The sequence below is a fragment of the Brevibacterium sp. BDJS002 genome (assembly GCF_028201555.1).
GTDB lineage: Bacteria > Actinomycetota > Actinomycetes > Actinomycetales > Brevibacteriaceae > Brevibacterium > Brevibacterium aurantiacum.
Map to the genome: position 1 here is coordinate 3,636,931 of NZ_CP116392.1, position 14,721 is coordinate 3,651,651.

Annotated in this window: 12 protein-coding genes; 2 read left to right on the forward strand and 10 right to left on the reverse strand. The window is 64.7% G+C overall.

Annotated elements, in window-relative coordinates:
• Positions 1 to 40 precede the first annotated feature (40 nt).
• Together PGC08_RS16915 and PGC08_RS16920 are read left to right on the forward strand one after the other, a co-directional pair.
• Positions 41 to 1,945 carry a bifunctional sugar phosphate isomerase/epimerase/4-hydroxyphenylpyruvate dioxygenase family protein gene (locus tag PGC08_RS16915; RefSeq protein ID WP_096157591.1) on the forward strand — a complete coding sequence of 635 codons (1,905 nt, stop codon included), beginning with the start codon at positions 41 to 43 and terminating at the stop codon, positions 1,943 to 1,945.
• Between the two features lie 91 nt (positions 1,946 to 2,036).
• Entirely contained in the window at positions 2,037 to 2,351 is a 315-nt protein-coding gene (locus PGC08_RS16920) for an XRE family transcriptional regulator (protein WP_271708958.1), read from the forward strand.
• A 114-nt stretch (positions 2,352 to 2,465) separates the two neighbouring features.
• Here PGC08_RS16920 and gap read toward each other — a convergent pair whose 3' ends face one another.
• The 10 genes from gap to PGC08_RS16970 all read right to left on the reverse strand — a co-directional run bounded on the left by gap (position 2,466) and on the right by PGC08_RS16970 (position 14,689).
• Positions 2,466 to 3,461 (reverse strand): type I glyceraldehyde-3-phosphate dehydrogenase, encoded by a 996-nt coding sequence (gene gap / locus PGC08_RS16925; RefSeq protein ID WP_009882527.1) that lies wholly within the window; start codon positions 3,459 to 3,461, stop codon positions 2,466 to 2,468.
• A 252-nt stretch (positions 3,462 to 3,713) separates the two neighbouring features.
• Entirely contained in the window at positions 3,714 to 4,751 is a 1,038-nt protein-coding gene (locus PGC08_RS16930) for a GlxA family transcriptional regulator (protein WP_009882528.1), read from the reverse strand.
• Positions 4,752 to 4,787: 36 nt separating this feature from the next.
• The gene (locus PGC08_RS16935; protein ID WP_009882529.1) at positions 4,788 to 5,132 is read right to left on the reverse strand and encodes a carboxymuconolactone decarboxylase family protein; all 345 of its coding nucleotides are present in this window, start codon (positions 5,130 to 5,132) and stop codon (positions 4,788 to 4,790) included.
• A 112-nt stretch (positions 5,133 to 5,244) separates the two neighbouring features.
• Positions 5,245 to 7,245 carry a serine hydrolase domain-containing protein gene (locus tag PGC08_RS16940; RefSeq protein WP_271708959.1) on the reverse strand — a complete coding sequence of 667 codons (2,001 nt, stop codon included), beginning with the start codon at positions 7,243 to 7,245 and terminating at the stop codon, positions 5,245 to 5,247.
• A 332-nt stretch (positions 7,246 to 7,577) separates the two neighbouring features.
• Positions 7,578 to 8,882 carry a chromate efflux transporter gene (gene chrA, locus PGC08_RS16945; RefSeq protein ID WP_271708960.1) on the reverse strand — a complete coding sequence of 435 codons (1,305 nt, stop codon included), beginning with the start codon at positions 8,880 to 8,882 and terminating at the stop codon, positions 7,578 to 7,580.
• Between the two features lie 131 nt (positions 8,883 to 9,013).
• A complete protein-coding gene (locus PGC08_RS16950) occupies positions 9,014 to 9,634 on the reverse strand; it encodes a response regulator (protein WP_009882534.1) in 621 nt (206 codons plus the stop codon).
• The gene (locus PGC08_RS16955) at positions 9,631 to 10,893 is read right to left on the reverse strand and encodes a sensor histidine kinase (RefSeq protein ID WP_240519931.1); all 1,263 of its coding nucleotides are present in this window, start codon (positions 10,891 to 10,893) and stop codon (positions 9,631 to 9,633) included. Before PGC08_RS16955 ends, PGC08_RS16950 begins: the two co-directional genes overlap by 4 nt.
• A 173-nt stretch (positions 10,894 to 11,066) precedes the next feature.
• The gene (locus PGC08_RS16960; protein WP_271708961.1) at positions 11,067 to 13,481 is read right to left on the reverse strand and encodes an MMPL family transporter; all 2,415 of its coding nucleotides are present in this window, start codon (positions 13,479 to 13,481) and stop codon (positions 11,067 to 11,069) included.
• A gap of 122 nt (positions 13,482 to 13,603) precedes the next feature.
• The gene (locus PGC08_RS16965; RefSeq protein WP_009882537.1) at positions 13,604 to 14,170 is read right to left on the reverse strand and encodes an isochorismatase family protein; all 567 of its coding nucleotides are present in this window, start codon (positions 14,168 to 14,170) and stop codon (positions 13,604 to 13,606) included.
• A 30-nt stretch (positions 14,171 to 14,200) separates the two neighbouring features.
• A complete protein-coding gene (locus tag PGC08_RS16970) occupies positions 14,201 to 14,689 on the reverse strand; it encodes a DoxX family protein (protein WP_096157598.1) in 489 nt (162 codons plus the stop codon).
• Positions 14,690 to 14,721 lie beyond the last annotated feature (32 nt).

Here is a 14,721-nt window from a genome sequence, read left to right on the forward strand (position 1 = left end):
ACGAAGAATTGCCCGTGACGAGAAGTAAGGAAGGACGTCCATGCGAACGTCGATAGCAACAGTGTGCCTGTCAGGAACCCTGGAGGAGAAGCTTCGGGCCGCAGCACGGGCCGGCTTCGACGGAGTCGAGATCTTCGAACAGGACCTCGTCGTCTCCCCCGACTCCCCTGAGGCCATCGCGAAGCTGGCTGGCGAGCTGGGCATCAGCCTCGATCTGTATCAGCCCTTCCGGGATCTCGAGGGCGTCGAGGAAGCACAGTTTCAGAAGAACCTGAAGCGTGCGGAGACGAAATTCCAGCTCATGGCTCGACTCGGGATCGACACCATTCTGCTGTGTTCGAACGTCGGGACAGCCACCATCTCCGATGACGGCGTGGTCGTCGAACAGCTGCGTCGCCTCGGCGATCTTGCTGACTCCTACGGGGTCAACGTCGCCTATGAGGCCCTGGCGTGGGGTCGGTTCGTCTCCGAATACGACCATGCCTGGGATCTGGTGAAGGCCGCCGACCACCCACGGATCGGCACCTGCCTCGACAGCTTCCACATCCTCTCGCGCAACACAGATCTGAGCCGCATCGCGGAGATCCCAGGCGAGAAGATCTTCTTCCTCCAGCTCGCCGATGCACCCGCACTGACCATGGATGTCCTCAGCTGGTCCCGCCACCACCGGGTCTTCCCCGGCGAGGGCGCCTGGGATCTCAGCGACTTCCTGACCAGGATCGCGGCCACGGGCTACGCCGGACCAGTGTCGCTTGAGGTCTTCAACGACTCGTTCCGCCAGGGCGACACCAACCGCACCGCCGTCGACGGCCTGCGCTCCCTGCGCTGGCTCGAGGCCAGCATCGCCGATACACCCGGGAAGGCGGCTGAGTCTCAGCAGTCTGCTGGATCTGCCGGCCCGGGATCGGCACTGGATCTGCAGCCCCTGCCAGAGGTGGAGGAGCCGCGGGGCATCAACTATGTCGAGCTGAGCACCGACGACCTCGGCACCCTGACTCGCCAGATGCACCAGCTCGGGTTCCAGTTCATCGGCTACCACCGCAGCAAACCCCACGTGCAGCTGTGGCTGCGGGGGCAGGCCCGGATCATCGTCAGCGAGGTGACCGAGGAAGCGGGCACCACCTCGGCGCCGGTGAACGGCACGTTCCTGCGCGGAATCGGATTCGAAGTCACCGACTCTCAGTCGGCCATGGACCGCGCCGCGCTCCTGCACGCTGAGGAAGTGCCGCGCGATCAGGCGCACGACGACGAGGTGCTGCGCGGAGTCTTCGCCCCCGACGGCTCCGAGGTCTTCTTCCACCAGTTCGACGCGGCGACGCCGGCGTGGATCAAGGAGTTCGGGCACGATCACGACGAACAGGTCTCCCACATCGACCATGTGAACCTGGCCCAGCCGTCGAACCACTACGACGAGGCTGTCCTGTTCTACACCTCGCTGCTGGCGCTTCACGCCCAGTCCTCACAGGACGTGCCGAGCCCATCAGGACTGGTCAGGTCGCAGGTCATGTCGAGCACCGACGGTTCGGTTCGGATGCCGCTCAACGTCTCACCGCAGCCGAATGCCGAAGCCGTCGCGGGTCGTGGAATCGGCTCGGTCGTCGAGGCCTACCCGGAGCACGTGGCCGTGGCCTGCGAGGACATCTTCCAGGCCGCCGCGACTGCGCTCTCCCGCGGACTCGACTTCCTCCCTGTGCCCCAGAACTACTATGAGGACCTCGACTCCCGGTTCGATCTCGACCTGGAATTCCTGCAGCGGCTGCAGGAGAACCACGTCCTCTACGATCGGGACGAACACGGTGAGTTCCTGCACTTCTACACGTCGACGATCGGTTCCGTGTTCTTCGAGATGATCGAACGCCGAGGTGACTACCTCGGATTCGGCGCTCCCGACGCTCCGGTCCGGTTGGCCGCACAGCATCGGAAGAACTCACAGCGGGGCGCATGACAGCGGTGACGATCAGCGCAGCCAACGTTGAAGTCAGTGCAGAAGAGGTGGAATCTGGCAGGTTCCGGAATCTTCTGGCAAGGTATTGCTCATGAGCAATGAACAGATCTTCGACGGGCCGTTGGCTCGTGCCGCCCGCGCCCTGGTTCGCGTGTCCGTGAAGGACGTTGCGTCCAAAGCTGATGTGAAGAAGTCCGAACTCAGAGACTTCGAAAAGGGACGCGATGACCTCACCGAACTCCAGGAGCACCGCATTCGCGAAGCCCTCGAAGAATTCGGAGCCAAGTTCGTCCACGATGAATCACAAAGCGGCTACGGCGTCCGCTTGAAGTTCAACCGCGCCAAGGTTCGCGCCATCGAACGCTGGGAAGACGAAGGCGGAACCGCCGCCGAAGACGACGTCTGAGACCACCCAAGCAGACGAGAAGCTGCCCCGACCGTGCGATGTGCGCGGTCGGGGCAGCTTCTCGTCTCACTGGACACTCAGCTGATGAGTCAGCCTGGAGAGTCGCTTGGAGGGTCAGCCTTCGGCGATGAGCTCCAGGTTGTCGACGACACGGTTGGAGAAGCCCCATTCGTTGTCGTACCAGGCGACGACCTTGACCATCTTGCCCTCGACGCGAGTCAGCGCGGAATCGAAGATCGAGGATGCGGCCTGGCCGACGATGTCGCTGGAAACAATAGGTTCGGTCTCGTACTCGAGGATGCCCTTGAGCTCTCCGTCGGCAGCCGTGCGGTAGGCCTCAAGCACCTCGTCGCGGGTGACCTCACGGGACACGATGGTGTTGATCTCGACGATGGAGCCGACCGGCACGGGCACGCGCAAGGCATCGCCGCTGAGCTTGCCGTCAAGCTGCGGAAGCACCAGGCCGATGGCCTTGGCGGCCCCTGTCGATGTCGGGATGATGTTCTCTGCTGCGGCTCGGGCACGACGGGGATCCTTGTGCGGTCCGTCCTGGACCATCTGGTCGCCGGTGTAGGCGTGGACCGTGGTCATGAAGCCCTGTTCGATGCCGGCCAGGTCGTCGAGGACCTTCGCCAGCGGAGCCAGAGCATTCGTGGTGCATGAGGCGTTGGAGATGATGGTGTGTTCGGGCTTGTAGGCCTCGGTGTTCACGCCATAGGCCAGCGTGACGTCTGCACCCTTCGAAGGGGCACTGACGAGGACCTTCTTCGCACCGGCAGTGATGTGAGCCTGTGCCTTCTCAGCCTTGGTGAAGCGGCCCGTGGATTCGAGGACCACGTCGACGTCCAATTCTTTCCAAGGGAGATTTTCCGGGTTCTTCTCGGCGAGGATTGCGATCGACTTTCCGTCGATGATGAGCTTGTCGTCGGCGACCTCGACAGGGAATCCGAAGCGACCGAGCGTAGTGTCGAACTTGAGCAGCCTCGCCAGGTCCTCGATGGGGCCGAGGTCATTGATGGCGACGACCTCCAAGTCACTGCCGCGTTCAAACAGCGCGCGCAGGGTGCTGCGTCCGATACGACCGAAACCGTTGATGGCGATGCGAGTCAATGTCACTCCTTGCGAGGGGTTCTCCTTGTGGGTACATCTCAATAGTCTCGCGTTCAGACGAACCGCAACAGTGGCCAGCGAGACATTCTACGCAAGGTTCTAGCCAGATGTATTGCCAGATGTCGCAAGTTTCTGGCCAACGGTTTCACAGTGTTTCTGCAACGCCTCCGCAAGGGTGAAAACGGGGTGAGGATTCGCGTGAAAGTGCGTGGTGAATCGCGGGTGAGAGTGCAGGTGGGAACGGGGAACTTCTCAGCCGGAGAACGTGTGCCGGTATTCGTTGGGAGACGTCGAGAGGATGCGCTGGAAGTGCATGCGCAGGTTCGCACCGGTACCGAGTCCTACCTGGTCAGCGATCTGCTCGATGCCGAGATCACTGTTCTCGAGGAGTTCCCTGGCCAGGTCGACGCGGGCCCGCAGCACCCACTGCATCGGGGTGTAGCCGGTGTCATCGACGAAGCGCCGTGAGAATGTACGCACGGAGACCCCTGCATTGGCCGCGAGATCTGTCAGCGTCAGTGATTCACCGAGGTGCTGCAGCGCCCATTCGCGGGTGTCCGCGAAGACCTCACCAAGAGGGTCCGGCACGCTGCGCGGCACATACTGGGCCTGGCCTGCACTGCGGTAGGCAGCTGCGACGAGCCTGCGTGCGACCTGGTTGGACAGGCCAACGCCATGGTCGCGGCGGATGAGGTGGAGACAGAGATCAATCGCCGAGGCTGCACCTGCCGAGGTCAGCAGCTCACCTTCATCGATGAACAGAACATTCTCGTCGACCTCGATCGAGGGATAGCGTCGGGCGAGTTCCTTCGCAGTCGACCAGTGGGTCGTGGCTCGTCTGCCGGCGAGCAGACCGGTGCGCGCGAGGACGAAGGTGCCCGTCGAGATCGCGGCGATTCGGGAGCCGCGTTCGAACGCCGATAGCAGAGCCCCGACGACGGCAGCCGATGGTTCGTCGTCGACGACCGAGGTGGCTCCGGGGATGATGATCGTCTCTGCCGACTCCAAGGCGTCCAGGCCGACATCGACGCTGTAGGAGAGTCCGTCGGCCCCGGTGATCACCCCGGCTGCGGCCCCGCAGACCTCGACCGAGTACGGCCAGGTTCCGCCCGGAAGGATGCCGCTCGGGTGGACCGAGTCGGTGGCGCTGACAGCATTGGAGCCGCGGCCGAAGACCTGGACTGGGACGCCGAGGTCGATGGCAGACACCCCGTCCAGAGCCAGCACGAGAATGCGGTGCGGCTGCGAACGGGGTGTTCTGCGCAGAGGTGTTCGGGAGTCATCAGTCATGATTGCTCTTCAGTCTAGGCAATCAGACCGCCCGGATCAGCTGTGGTCGTGGACTCCGGTGAGTTTGAAGCCGAGGCGTCCGTGGGCGAATGCTCCACCGGCCCGAATCGCCGAGGCGGTCCAGGCGGTCTCTGCCAGCTCGGTCTCCGAAGCGCCGGCTTTGACCGCGGCGTTCGAGTGCGCATCGATGCAGTAGGCGCACTGGGTCGTCAGTCCGACGGCATAGGCGATGAGTTCGCGGTACTTCAGCGGGATCTCGCGTCCGTCCTCGGCGAAGACTGCATTGTTGAAATCACCGAAGGCCTTGAGGATATCCGGAGTGGTCTCCTTGTAGGCCTTGTCGTACTTTCCGTCGCCCTCGCGATCGAAGAAATCAGTCATGGTGCGCTACCTCCTGGGATCGAAAACGTTCCAGATAGCCACGCTACCGCCGGTGGCAAGAGGGTGCGTCCGTTTCGTCACACAGCGACGGAATCCAGCACTGGAGCCTCAGTCAGATGATGCCGGGCTGAGCCACGTACGGCTGCGGAGCGATGCTGGGTGCAGCAGCGGCTGGCGCAGCGACGTTCGGAATGACCGAGCCTGCTGCGGCAGCGCTGGGAACTGCGACATTCGCAGCTGATGCGTTTGGAGCGGCTGAGGTTGGAGCGGCTGAGGTTGGTGCGGCGGCGTTTGGAGCGGCTGCGTTCGGAGCTGCAGCACCTGGCGCGGCAGCGCTAGGTGCGGAATCGTTCGGAGCGGCTGCGTTCGGTGCGGCGGCACCTGGTGCAGGAGTGCTCGCCGCCACTGCAGAAGTGTTCGGCACTGGTGCGGAGGGAGCGGCGGTGCCGACGTCGATCACGGGTTCGGCAGCGGACGCCACCGGCGACGTAGCGGCGGATTCGGACTTCGGGGGAACCGCCTCGGCGATGGCCTCGAACATGGCCAGGGTGCCGTGCTGGTGGGCCAGGCTCACCGGCTGGGGGTCGCTGGAGAGCTTGACGCCCACGGTCTGGGTGGCGCGGTCGATGTAGAGCATCTGGCCGTGGATGCCGATGCCGATGACCACGTCGCGGCTGGCCGAGGGCACCCAGAACTGGCTGCGGTACATGCCACCGGGGTAGGACTGACCGGACGGGGAATCGGCGAAGACCTGGGCGGAGTCGGCCGCTCCGGTGAAGATGTCGTCGATCCACTGGCCGGAGAGGACACGCACTCCCTCGGCGGTGGTGCCGCCGCGGGCGATCATCTCACCGAACCTGGTCAGGTCGCGCAGGGTGGTGCTGATGGCGCCGTCGGCGATGGAACCGCCCCACCGGTCATGGCAGACCTGGGCGGCGTGGGCTGCGCCGATCTTCGACCAGACGTATTCGCTGGCGATGACGGAGAAGGGCTGCCCGACGACGGCTTCGCAGATCCAGGCCAGGACGTCGGTCTCGCAGCTGCGGTAGACGTAGGCGCCGCCGTGCTCGCGTTCGCTGGTCAGGCCCTTGAGGAAGTCCTTGATTCCGTTCGCCGAGGTGGCTGTCCGCGGCGCGAAATCGACCGCTTCGAACAGGGCCCGGATCTCGGAGCCTTCCTTGAGGTATTCCTCGGAGAACTTGATGCCCGATCGCATGTCGAGGAGATCGCGGATGGTCGCTCCGGCATATCCGCTCTCGGCCAGTGCTGGTACGCGGGTGGTGACCAGGTCGTCTGGTGAGAGAAGGCCCGCGTCGGTGAGTGCGCCGATGACGGCGGAGACGATGGACTTGCTGATCGAGAACAGCATGTGCTGGCGGGCCGGCTTCATCGGCCAGGCGTATTCCTCTTCCAGCGCGATGCCGTCGCGGGAGACCATCCACGCATCGGTGAATGTGTTGGCCAGAACGTCACCGACGGTCGACCATTTCTCGTCGGCACCGGACCACTTCTCACGGTCGATGGGCAGGGGACGGAAGTCGTTCTCTTCGGTCACAAGCTCGCGGACCGGGCCGATCCCACGCGGGATGCCGCCGACGGGGAAGATCTCCTCCATCCGAGTCAGTGAGAACGCAAAGTACTCCGGCCACTTCCAGGAATCGAGGTCGATGCGTTCGAGGATCGCTTCGGACGGGTCGACGATGGCGTCTTCGCTCGCCGAGGTGAGGTCGCCGGCGCGCGGCAGTGGGGGCAGTCCTGCTATGTCCTGCGGTTCAGCTGTCGGGTCGACGGCGCTTGGCGGCTCGGTTGTTCCGCGTCCATTCTCGGCACCCGCTGGGCCAGCAGGAACGTCACCGGCCTCCGGTGGGAGCTGTGCAGGGTCGGCTGGTGGTTCGGTCGGATCCGCCTGGAGCTCAACCGCGGGAACGTGGTCGGCCGATCCGGCAGGAGGAACGGGTGCGGCAGGAGGTACGGGTGAGGCGGCGTTGTCGCCGGTCTGCTCTGTCTGCGCTGCCGCTGGCTTGATGCCCTTGGTGTTTCCCGAGAGGGCGCCGAAGCGACGTTTGCCTGGTTCGTCGGGGGAACCGGGCAGGGTCTTGTCCCCATCTGCCATAGTTCGCCTCCACCTGTCTCGACCGGCACGGACTGCCGATCTGCATGGATGAGCCTACCTGCAGGAGAAGAACCATCACAGTTGAGTTCGAGGTTCAGGCAACATTTCGAGCCACATCGCGGGGGACGACAGGCGTTCTACCAGGCACGTCACCCCAATCGGTTACTTATCAGTTATTCAACTTACAGTTCGGTGTTCTCGGCGCGTTCTGCGCTGATCGCACCCTAGTCGTACTCCCCACCTCGACACAACGCCGCCGTGTTGAGACTCCTGTGCACACGTAGGGGTGGCGGCGCTCCACCTGTGTCTCGGCACGTGGTCGCCGCGACCTGTCAGAGGAACGCAAAACCGATCAGGCCAGCGGCGATGACTGCGGCCCAGGCAGGCAGCTTCCATTTCACCTGGGCGATGAAGACGCCCACGGCGAGCGCCAAAGTGGCAGGTGAGGTGATGCCCTGGGTGAATACCGGATCGTAGAGGGCGGCAGCGAGGATGCCGACCACGGCGGCGTTGACTCCCAGCAGGGCCCGGCGCACGGCCTTCGCGCTGCGAAGTCGCTCCCAGAAGGGCAAGGCCGCGATGACGAGGAGGGCTGCAGGCAGAAAGATCGCCAGCAACGCGATGGCCGCACCGATCAATCCTGTCGGCCCCGTTGTTGTGGAGGCGCCGAGGAATGCGGCGAATGTGAATAGGGGTCCTGGGACTGCCTGTGCGGCGCCGTACCCGGCGAGGAAGGAATCGTGGCCCACAAGACCGGTCGCGACGGTCTCCGCTTCAAGCAGCGGAAGCACCACATGCCCTCCGCCGAAGACGAGCGCACCGGCTCGGTAGAACACATCGACCAGGCGCAGACTCGCATCACCGGTGAATGCGGTCAGGATCGGCAGTGCCACGAGCAGCACCACGAAGGTCGTCAGCGCAATGATGCCGACCTTTCGAGAGGTGCGCACCCCGAAGTCTGGTCGCGCACTGCCTCCATCGGACTGCTCATCCGCATCCGGGCCCTTCGACGCACCGCCTTGAGCGGCTTTGTCTCGTGCCGCTTCGTCTTGAGCGGCTTCTCGGCGCAGCCAGGCAAGTCCGACGACACCGCCGAGGACGATCGCCGCCACCTGGACGAGCGGGCTCGGGATGAGCAGGATGATGATCATCGCGGCCCCGGCGATGGTGGCACGTTTGGCGTCCGGCGTCAGGCTCTTCGCCATCCCGAGCACCGCCTGCGCGACCACGGCCACGGCGGCGGCCTTCAGTCCGGCCAGCCACCCCATGCCCGTATCCCCACCGAATGCTGCGACGCCGAGGGCGAAGGCGAAGGCGACGAGCACGATGGCCGAGGGCATGGTGAAGGCGAACCAGGCAGCCACCAGTCCGCCGAGGCCCGCCCGCTGCAGTCCGATCGCCATGCCCACCTGGCTGGAGGCAGGTCCGGGCAGGAACTGACACAGTGCCACCAGGTCCGCGTAGGCGCCGTCGGAGAGCCACTTACGACGGGCGACGAAGGTCTCACGAAAGAACCCGAGATGGGCGACCGGTCCACCGAACGAGGTCACACCGAGACGCAGGAACGCCCAGAACACTTCACCGATCGTGCCGGGATGCCTGCGCTCATTCCCCACGTCTGCCATCGCTTCGCCCATTCTCACTATTCTGGCCGGGCCGGCTCAGGCGAACCGTCATATCGGTCGAATACGTCGATGAACTTCAGGACAACTTTTCTGCCCTGTCCGCGCGGGTACGACGCCGGGCACGACACATTGACCTTTTACCGTTACACCAGTCCCTGGTCTTCAGCCACGCGGATTGCCCGTGACCGAGATTCGACGCCGAGCTTCGTGAACACATTGACCAGATGGCTCTTCACGGTCGCCTCGGTGACGAAGAGCTCCTGCGCGATCTGCGCATTTGAGGCACCGGTGGCCAGCAGCTTCACCACGTCGCGTTCGCGGCGAGTCAGCTTCGGGCCCGGGTTGCGCATCGCAGCGACGACCTTCGATGAGATCTCGGGAGGCAGGTAGGTCTCCCCGCGCGAAGCCTTCTCGATCGCAGTCGAGATGTCTTCAGGGTTGATGTCCTTGAGCAGGTATCCGGCCGCTCCGGCATTGAGAGCGGCGACGATCTCCGAGTCGTTGTCGAAGGTCGTGAGGATGAGGACCGCGGGTTTGCTCGGCCGCGCGTTCAGCCGCTTCGTCACCTCGATGCCGTCGATGCCCTCTCCCAGACGCAGATCGCAGAGCACCACATCGGGCGCGAGCTCATCGACCAGCTCCAGCGCCTCCTCACCGGTGCTGGCCTCCCCGATGACGGCGATGTGGTCAGGTGCGTCGATGACGGACCGCAGGCCGGCCCTCACCACGGGATGGTCATCGACGAGGATCACTCGAATCGTCATGCGCTGTCTCCTTGTGTGCGTTGTCCTTCGACGTCCCCACCTTCGCCGAGGTGGTTCTGTCGGGAAGTCAGGGTCGGGTTGTTGGGCAGCGTGGCTGAGATCGCGAAGCCCGAACCGGGCGTCGTCTCGATGACGAGTTCGCCTCCCAGTTCGCGCATTCGTGACCCGATGAAGTCGAGTCCGAACCCGGATTCCGATTCGCGCTTTCGCGCCTCGGGTTCGGACATGCCGACACCGTCGTCGACGATGTCCATGCGGATCGACCCGTCGAGATCCATCAGGCTGACCATGACTCGTGAGGCGTGGGAGTGCTGTCGGACGTTGGCGAGCGCGGACTGCGCGGTCCGCAGCAGCGCCACCTCCACCTCGGCAGGCAGAGAGGGCACGGTCTCATCGACTTCGACACGACCGCGGATGGAGGTGTCGTCCTCCAAGCGGGTGAGCAGACGCCGGATGGCGGCGGTCAGGGCACCGTCCTCGAGCTCGGCCGGGGCGAGGGCGGCGATGATGCGGCGGACGTCTCGCGAACTCTGCGCGGCGAGGTCTTCGACCTGGCGCAGGACCTGGGCAGCATGGGCATCACTGGTCCTGTCCACCTCGGCGTGGGCGATGAGACGGATTGAGGAGATCTCCTGAGCGATCGTGTCGTGGATGTCGCGGGAGACCCGAGTGCGTTCCTGGATCTCGCCGGCGTGACGCTGGGTCAGGGCCAGTTCGTCCTGGAGGTCGAGCAGGTTCTGGTGGGCCAGTTCCAAGGACTGCAGCAGCTCTTCGCGCCGGCGCCCCTCGCGCAGGAGTTCGATGTAGCCGCGGGAGAGTCCGAGCGCGAAGACCGCACCGATGAGTGATCCGATGATGCTGGCGGTGCCGACCGCACCGTAGTGGGCCAGGGGCGCCACGACCGTCGCGATGTAGGTCAGCGCGGTGAAGACGACTGCGATGCGCAGGGAGAACAGGTGACCGGCGAGCAGCCACAGGACGAAGGCGATCCAGATGAACTCGGCGGACACCAGCAGGGTGCACAGCCAGGCGACGGCCAGGACCAGCAGCCACCATTTGGCCAGGACGATGGCGCCGCTGCGGGCGGCTCTCACAGCCCCGAGCGCGTACCAGCCGAGGAAGACGATGCTCACGGCGAATGCGGCCAGGGGTGCGGCTCCGGCATCGATGGCGCGGATGCACGAGATCACGGTGAGAGCCAGGGCCATTGCGTGCTGGCCGATCTCCATCGTTCGCTCTGTCCACCCGCGTAATTCCACGGTCCCACCTTCCTGCAAGTCGTTCCTCGCGTTTGTCGTCATTCCTGCCAACTCAACCACATCTGCGGCACCCGCGTGCGCTTTTCGACGGAGCCGGGGCCTGGTCATCGAGATGTCTCGATGACCAGGCCCCGCTTGTGCCAACTGACTGCGTCAGCTTTCAGCAGCTCTGATCAGTGCCTACCGTGGCCCGCCGAGGTTGTGGCCTCGTCCCGGTCGGACTCGACCAGGAGGCGGGTTCCCTCTGTCGAAGCGCCGTCAGCCTGTGCCTCGTCGGTCTGCATGCTGCTGGCCTGCGAGGAGTGGGCGGAGTTTGCTGGCTGATCGTCCCGAATATCGGCGTCACCGGCCGCCGCGGCATCCGCGCGGGAGTACTTGTACTTCGAGTGCGTGATCGCCTTGTTGGGCCACCACATCTTGTTGCCGACCAGGCTGATGATGGCCGGGACGATGACCGTGCGCACGAGGATGGTGTCGACGAGGACGCCGACGCCGACGATGAGTCCCAGCTGCCCCAGGACCATCAGCGGCAGCATGCCCAGCGCCGCGAACACTCCGGCCAGAACGATGCCGGCACTGGTGATCACGCCGCCGGTGTGGCTGATGGCTTCGATCATTCCCTGGCGAGCACCGTGGACGACCGATTCCTTCTTCGCCCGGTGGGAGAGGAAGATCGAGTAGTCGATGCCCAGTGCCACGAGGAACAGGAACGCGAGGATCGGAACCTGAGCATCGAGGGCTGCCTGGCCGAACATCGCTCGGCTGAGGAAAGCGCCGAGGCCGATCGCCGCGGCCGAGGATGCCACGTTGACCACGAGCAGCGTTCCGGCCACAAGCGGTGCACGGAGGATGCCGAGCAGGATGATGAAGCTGATGGCCAGGATCATCGGTGCGATGGTCAGGAAGTCCTGAGCGTTGCCGTCGCGGGCATCGAGTTCGGTGGCCGCCGAGCCGCCGACCTGCGCATTCGCACCGTCGATCGCGTGGACGTCGGAGCGGATGTTCGTGATCAGGTCGAGGCCTGCGGGGCTGTCCGGTTCGTATTCGCCGGTGACCATGACCTTCGAGATCGAGGACCCCTCGGTCGTCGTCTCATCGATGACGTTGGCGCGCACGACCCCATCGATGTCGGCCACGGAGTCTGCAACCTGATCGGCATGGGATGAGTCGGCCACGATCCAGATCGGCTGCGATTCGCCGGGTGGGAAGTTCTCGGACAGGACGTCGAGACCCTGCGCCGATTCGGACTGCACGCGGAACTTCTCGGACTGGTCCAGTCCCACCGAGGTGCCGATGAGTCCCGTGGCCATGACACCGAGGATGACGATTCCGGCGCCGAGGTGGATGCCCGGCTTCTTGACCACGCGAGTCGCGATGGTCCTCCAGATTGAGGGCTTGGCCGCTGGCGTGGCTGCGGACGCTTCATCAGCAGCCGTCTCATCGGTGGCAGCCGTTTCATCGGTGGCTTCTTGGACCTTGGGGACGAAGGGCCAGAACACGCCCTTGCCGCAGATCGCGAGAACCGGTGGCAGTGCGAAGAGCACGGCGGCTGCGGCGATGAGGAGTCCGACCGCTGCGGCGATGCCCAGTCCGCGGGTTCCCGGGATGACGGCGAAGACGAGGCTGAGCAGGGACAGGACGACCGTCAGGTTCGAGGCGAGGATCGTCGAGGCGGTGTGGGTCCAGGCCGATCCCAGTGCCAGACGGTGGTCGGATTCGCGGCCCAGCTCCTCGCGGTAGCGGGAGATGAACAGGAGCGCGTAGTTGGCTCCGGCGCCGAAGACGAGGACGCTGATGATGCCCGTGTCGAACTGCAGGTCAAGTGCGTCACCGATGGCCCCGGTCACCGTGGAGGCGAGCCCGTCGGCGGTGCCGATGACGATCAGGGGCAGCAGCCACAGGATCGGCGAGCGGTAGGTGATGATGAGCAGCAGGGCGACGATGACGATGGTCACGATGAGGAGCGTGAAGTCCGCGCCGCCGAAGGCAGAGGCGATGTCGGCGCCGATCGCGGGTCCACCGGTGACCAGAAGGGACATTCCGGAATCCTCGAGCGCACCGGCCTGCGAATCATCGGCGATGAAGTCGCGGAGCCCGTCGACGGTCTCAGCGGTGTCGGAGTTGGTCAGTCCGACCTCGATGGGGACCATGAGCAGCGCGGCCTTGCCGTCCTCGCTCATGATCGGTCGGCTGGCCTGGGACGCATCGTCACCGGCCGCGGAGTCCGCTGCATCGGATGACTCGCCGTTCTGGCTCGAATCTCCGTTCTGGGTCGAGTCGATGTAGTCCCCGAGCGTGCCGCCGAGCTTGCCCAGTTCGGCCTGTTCGTCCGAGCTCAGTGTCGAACCGTCTTCGTGAGAGGCGACGACCATGACCGACTGCTTGTCGGCGTCCGGGAACTTCTGCAGGAGCTGGGCGGCCTGGGTGGATTCGGAGTCGGCCGGAGCTGATTCGTTGGCCCGGTCCTCGCCTGGTCCGGACAGGAGCCCGAAGAGGAGGGTGACGAGGATGACGATCCCGCCGAGGACGAACCACGAACCGCGCTTCGACACGAGTGTGTGCGCGCTTTTCGTCAGTGTTGTGTTCATGTCTCAAGCTCATCAATTTTCTGAGCTGGAAACATCGCCTAGGAGTTCAGACTAAATCTGCAACTTTCGATGGAGTAAACGCAGCAGACGCGGTTTCGTGCCGTGTGACCTGCACAGTTACGTCAGGCGATCGTGGCGCCCGCCGCATCCATCTCGGACAGGGCCACAGTGGATGAGTCCGGGCCGACGCCCGCGATGAGGTCCTGCAGAACGTGCACGGACCAACCGCCTTTGAGCGCGTCGAGGACCGTGGCGCGTACGCAATGATCGGTCGCGATTCCGACGACGTCCACCTCGGCGATGGTGAGCCTCGTCAGCAGATCGCCGAGGTGCTCCCCCGCTTCCGTCGTCCCCTGGAAGGCGGAGTAGTCAGGGGTGCCCTGGCCCTTGCGCACGTGGTCGGTGATGGCATCGACGGAGAGCAGCGGGTCATACGCTGCGCCCTCTGTGTCCGCGACGCAGTGGACTGGCCAGGTGTCGACGAAGTCGGGATCCTGGCTGAAGTGGCCGCCGTTGTCGCTGTCGGCATCGTGCCAGTCGCGAGAGGCGATGATCGCGTCGTATTCGTCAGCGTGGGTGTCGACGTAGCGCGTCACCTCTTCGGCAACACGGTCACCGCCGTTGACGCCGAGCGCCCCGCCCTCGGTGAAGTCGTTCTGGATGTCCACAATGAGAAGTGCCTTGCCCATACCTCGAGCATAGGCGCTTCTGCGCGAATATCAGCCCTGCTTCAGGGCTTTCTTCCGGGCCTGCTTCGCCGCTTTTGCTGCGGCCTTCTGTGCTGCCTTCGTGGCCGCCTGCTTGGTTGTCTGAGCGCCCGCGACGAGGAGGAGTCCGCCCAGCGCTGCGACGTTCTTCGAGAAGTGGGTCTTGTGTGCGGCGGCGTCGGCGCCGTCCATCTCCCAGAAGGAGTGACCAGCCAGCGTGGTCGGCACCAGGGAGCCGGCGAGCGCGAGCGCGGAGAGCCGTGGCTTGATACCCAGCGCCAGGGTGGTGCCGGCCAGGAGCTGGAGCCCACCGTTGGCGCGGACGAGGAGTTCATCGTCTTCGGGCAGAACCGGCACGTATTCGCGGATCGCATCGAGCGTCGGAGCGGCAGCAGCAACTCGCCCGCCGGGACTCGTCAGTGCCGAGTAGCCACCGGTGATGAAGATCGGTGCGGTGAGTACGCGTCCTGCCGTCTGCAGCAACGATGATCCGAATGCCATGGAATTCTCCTTGAGGTTGGGGGTTTTGAGCC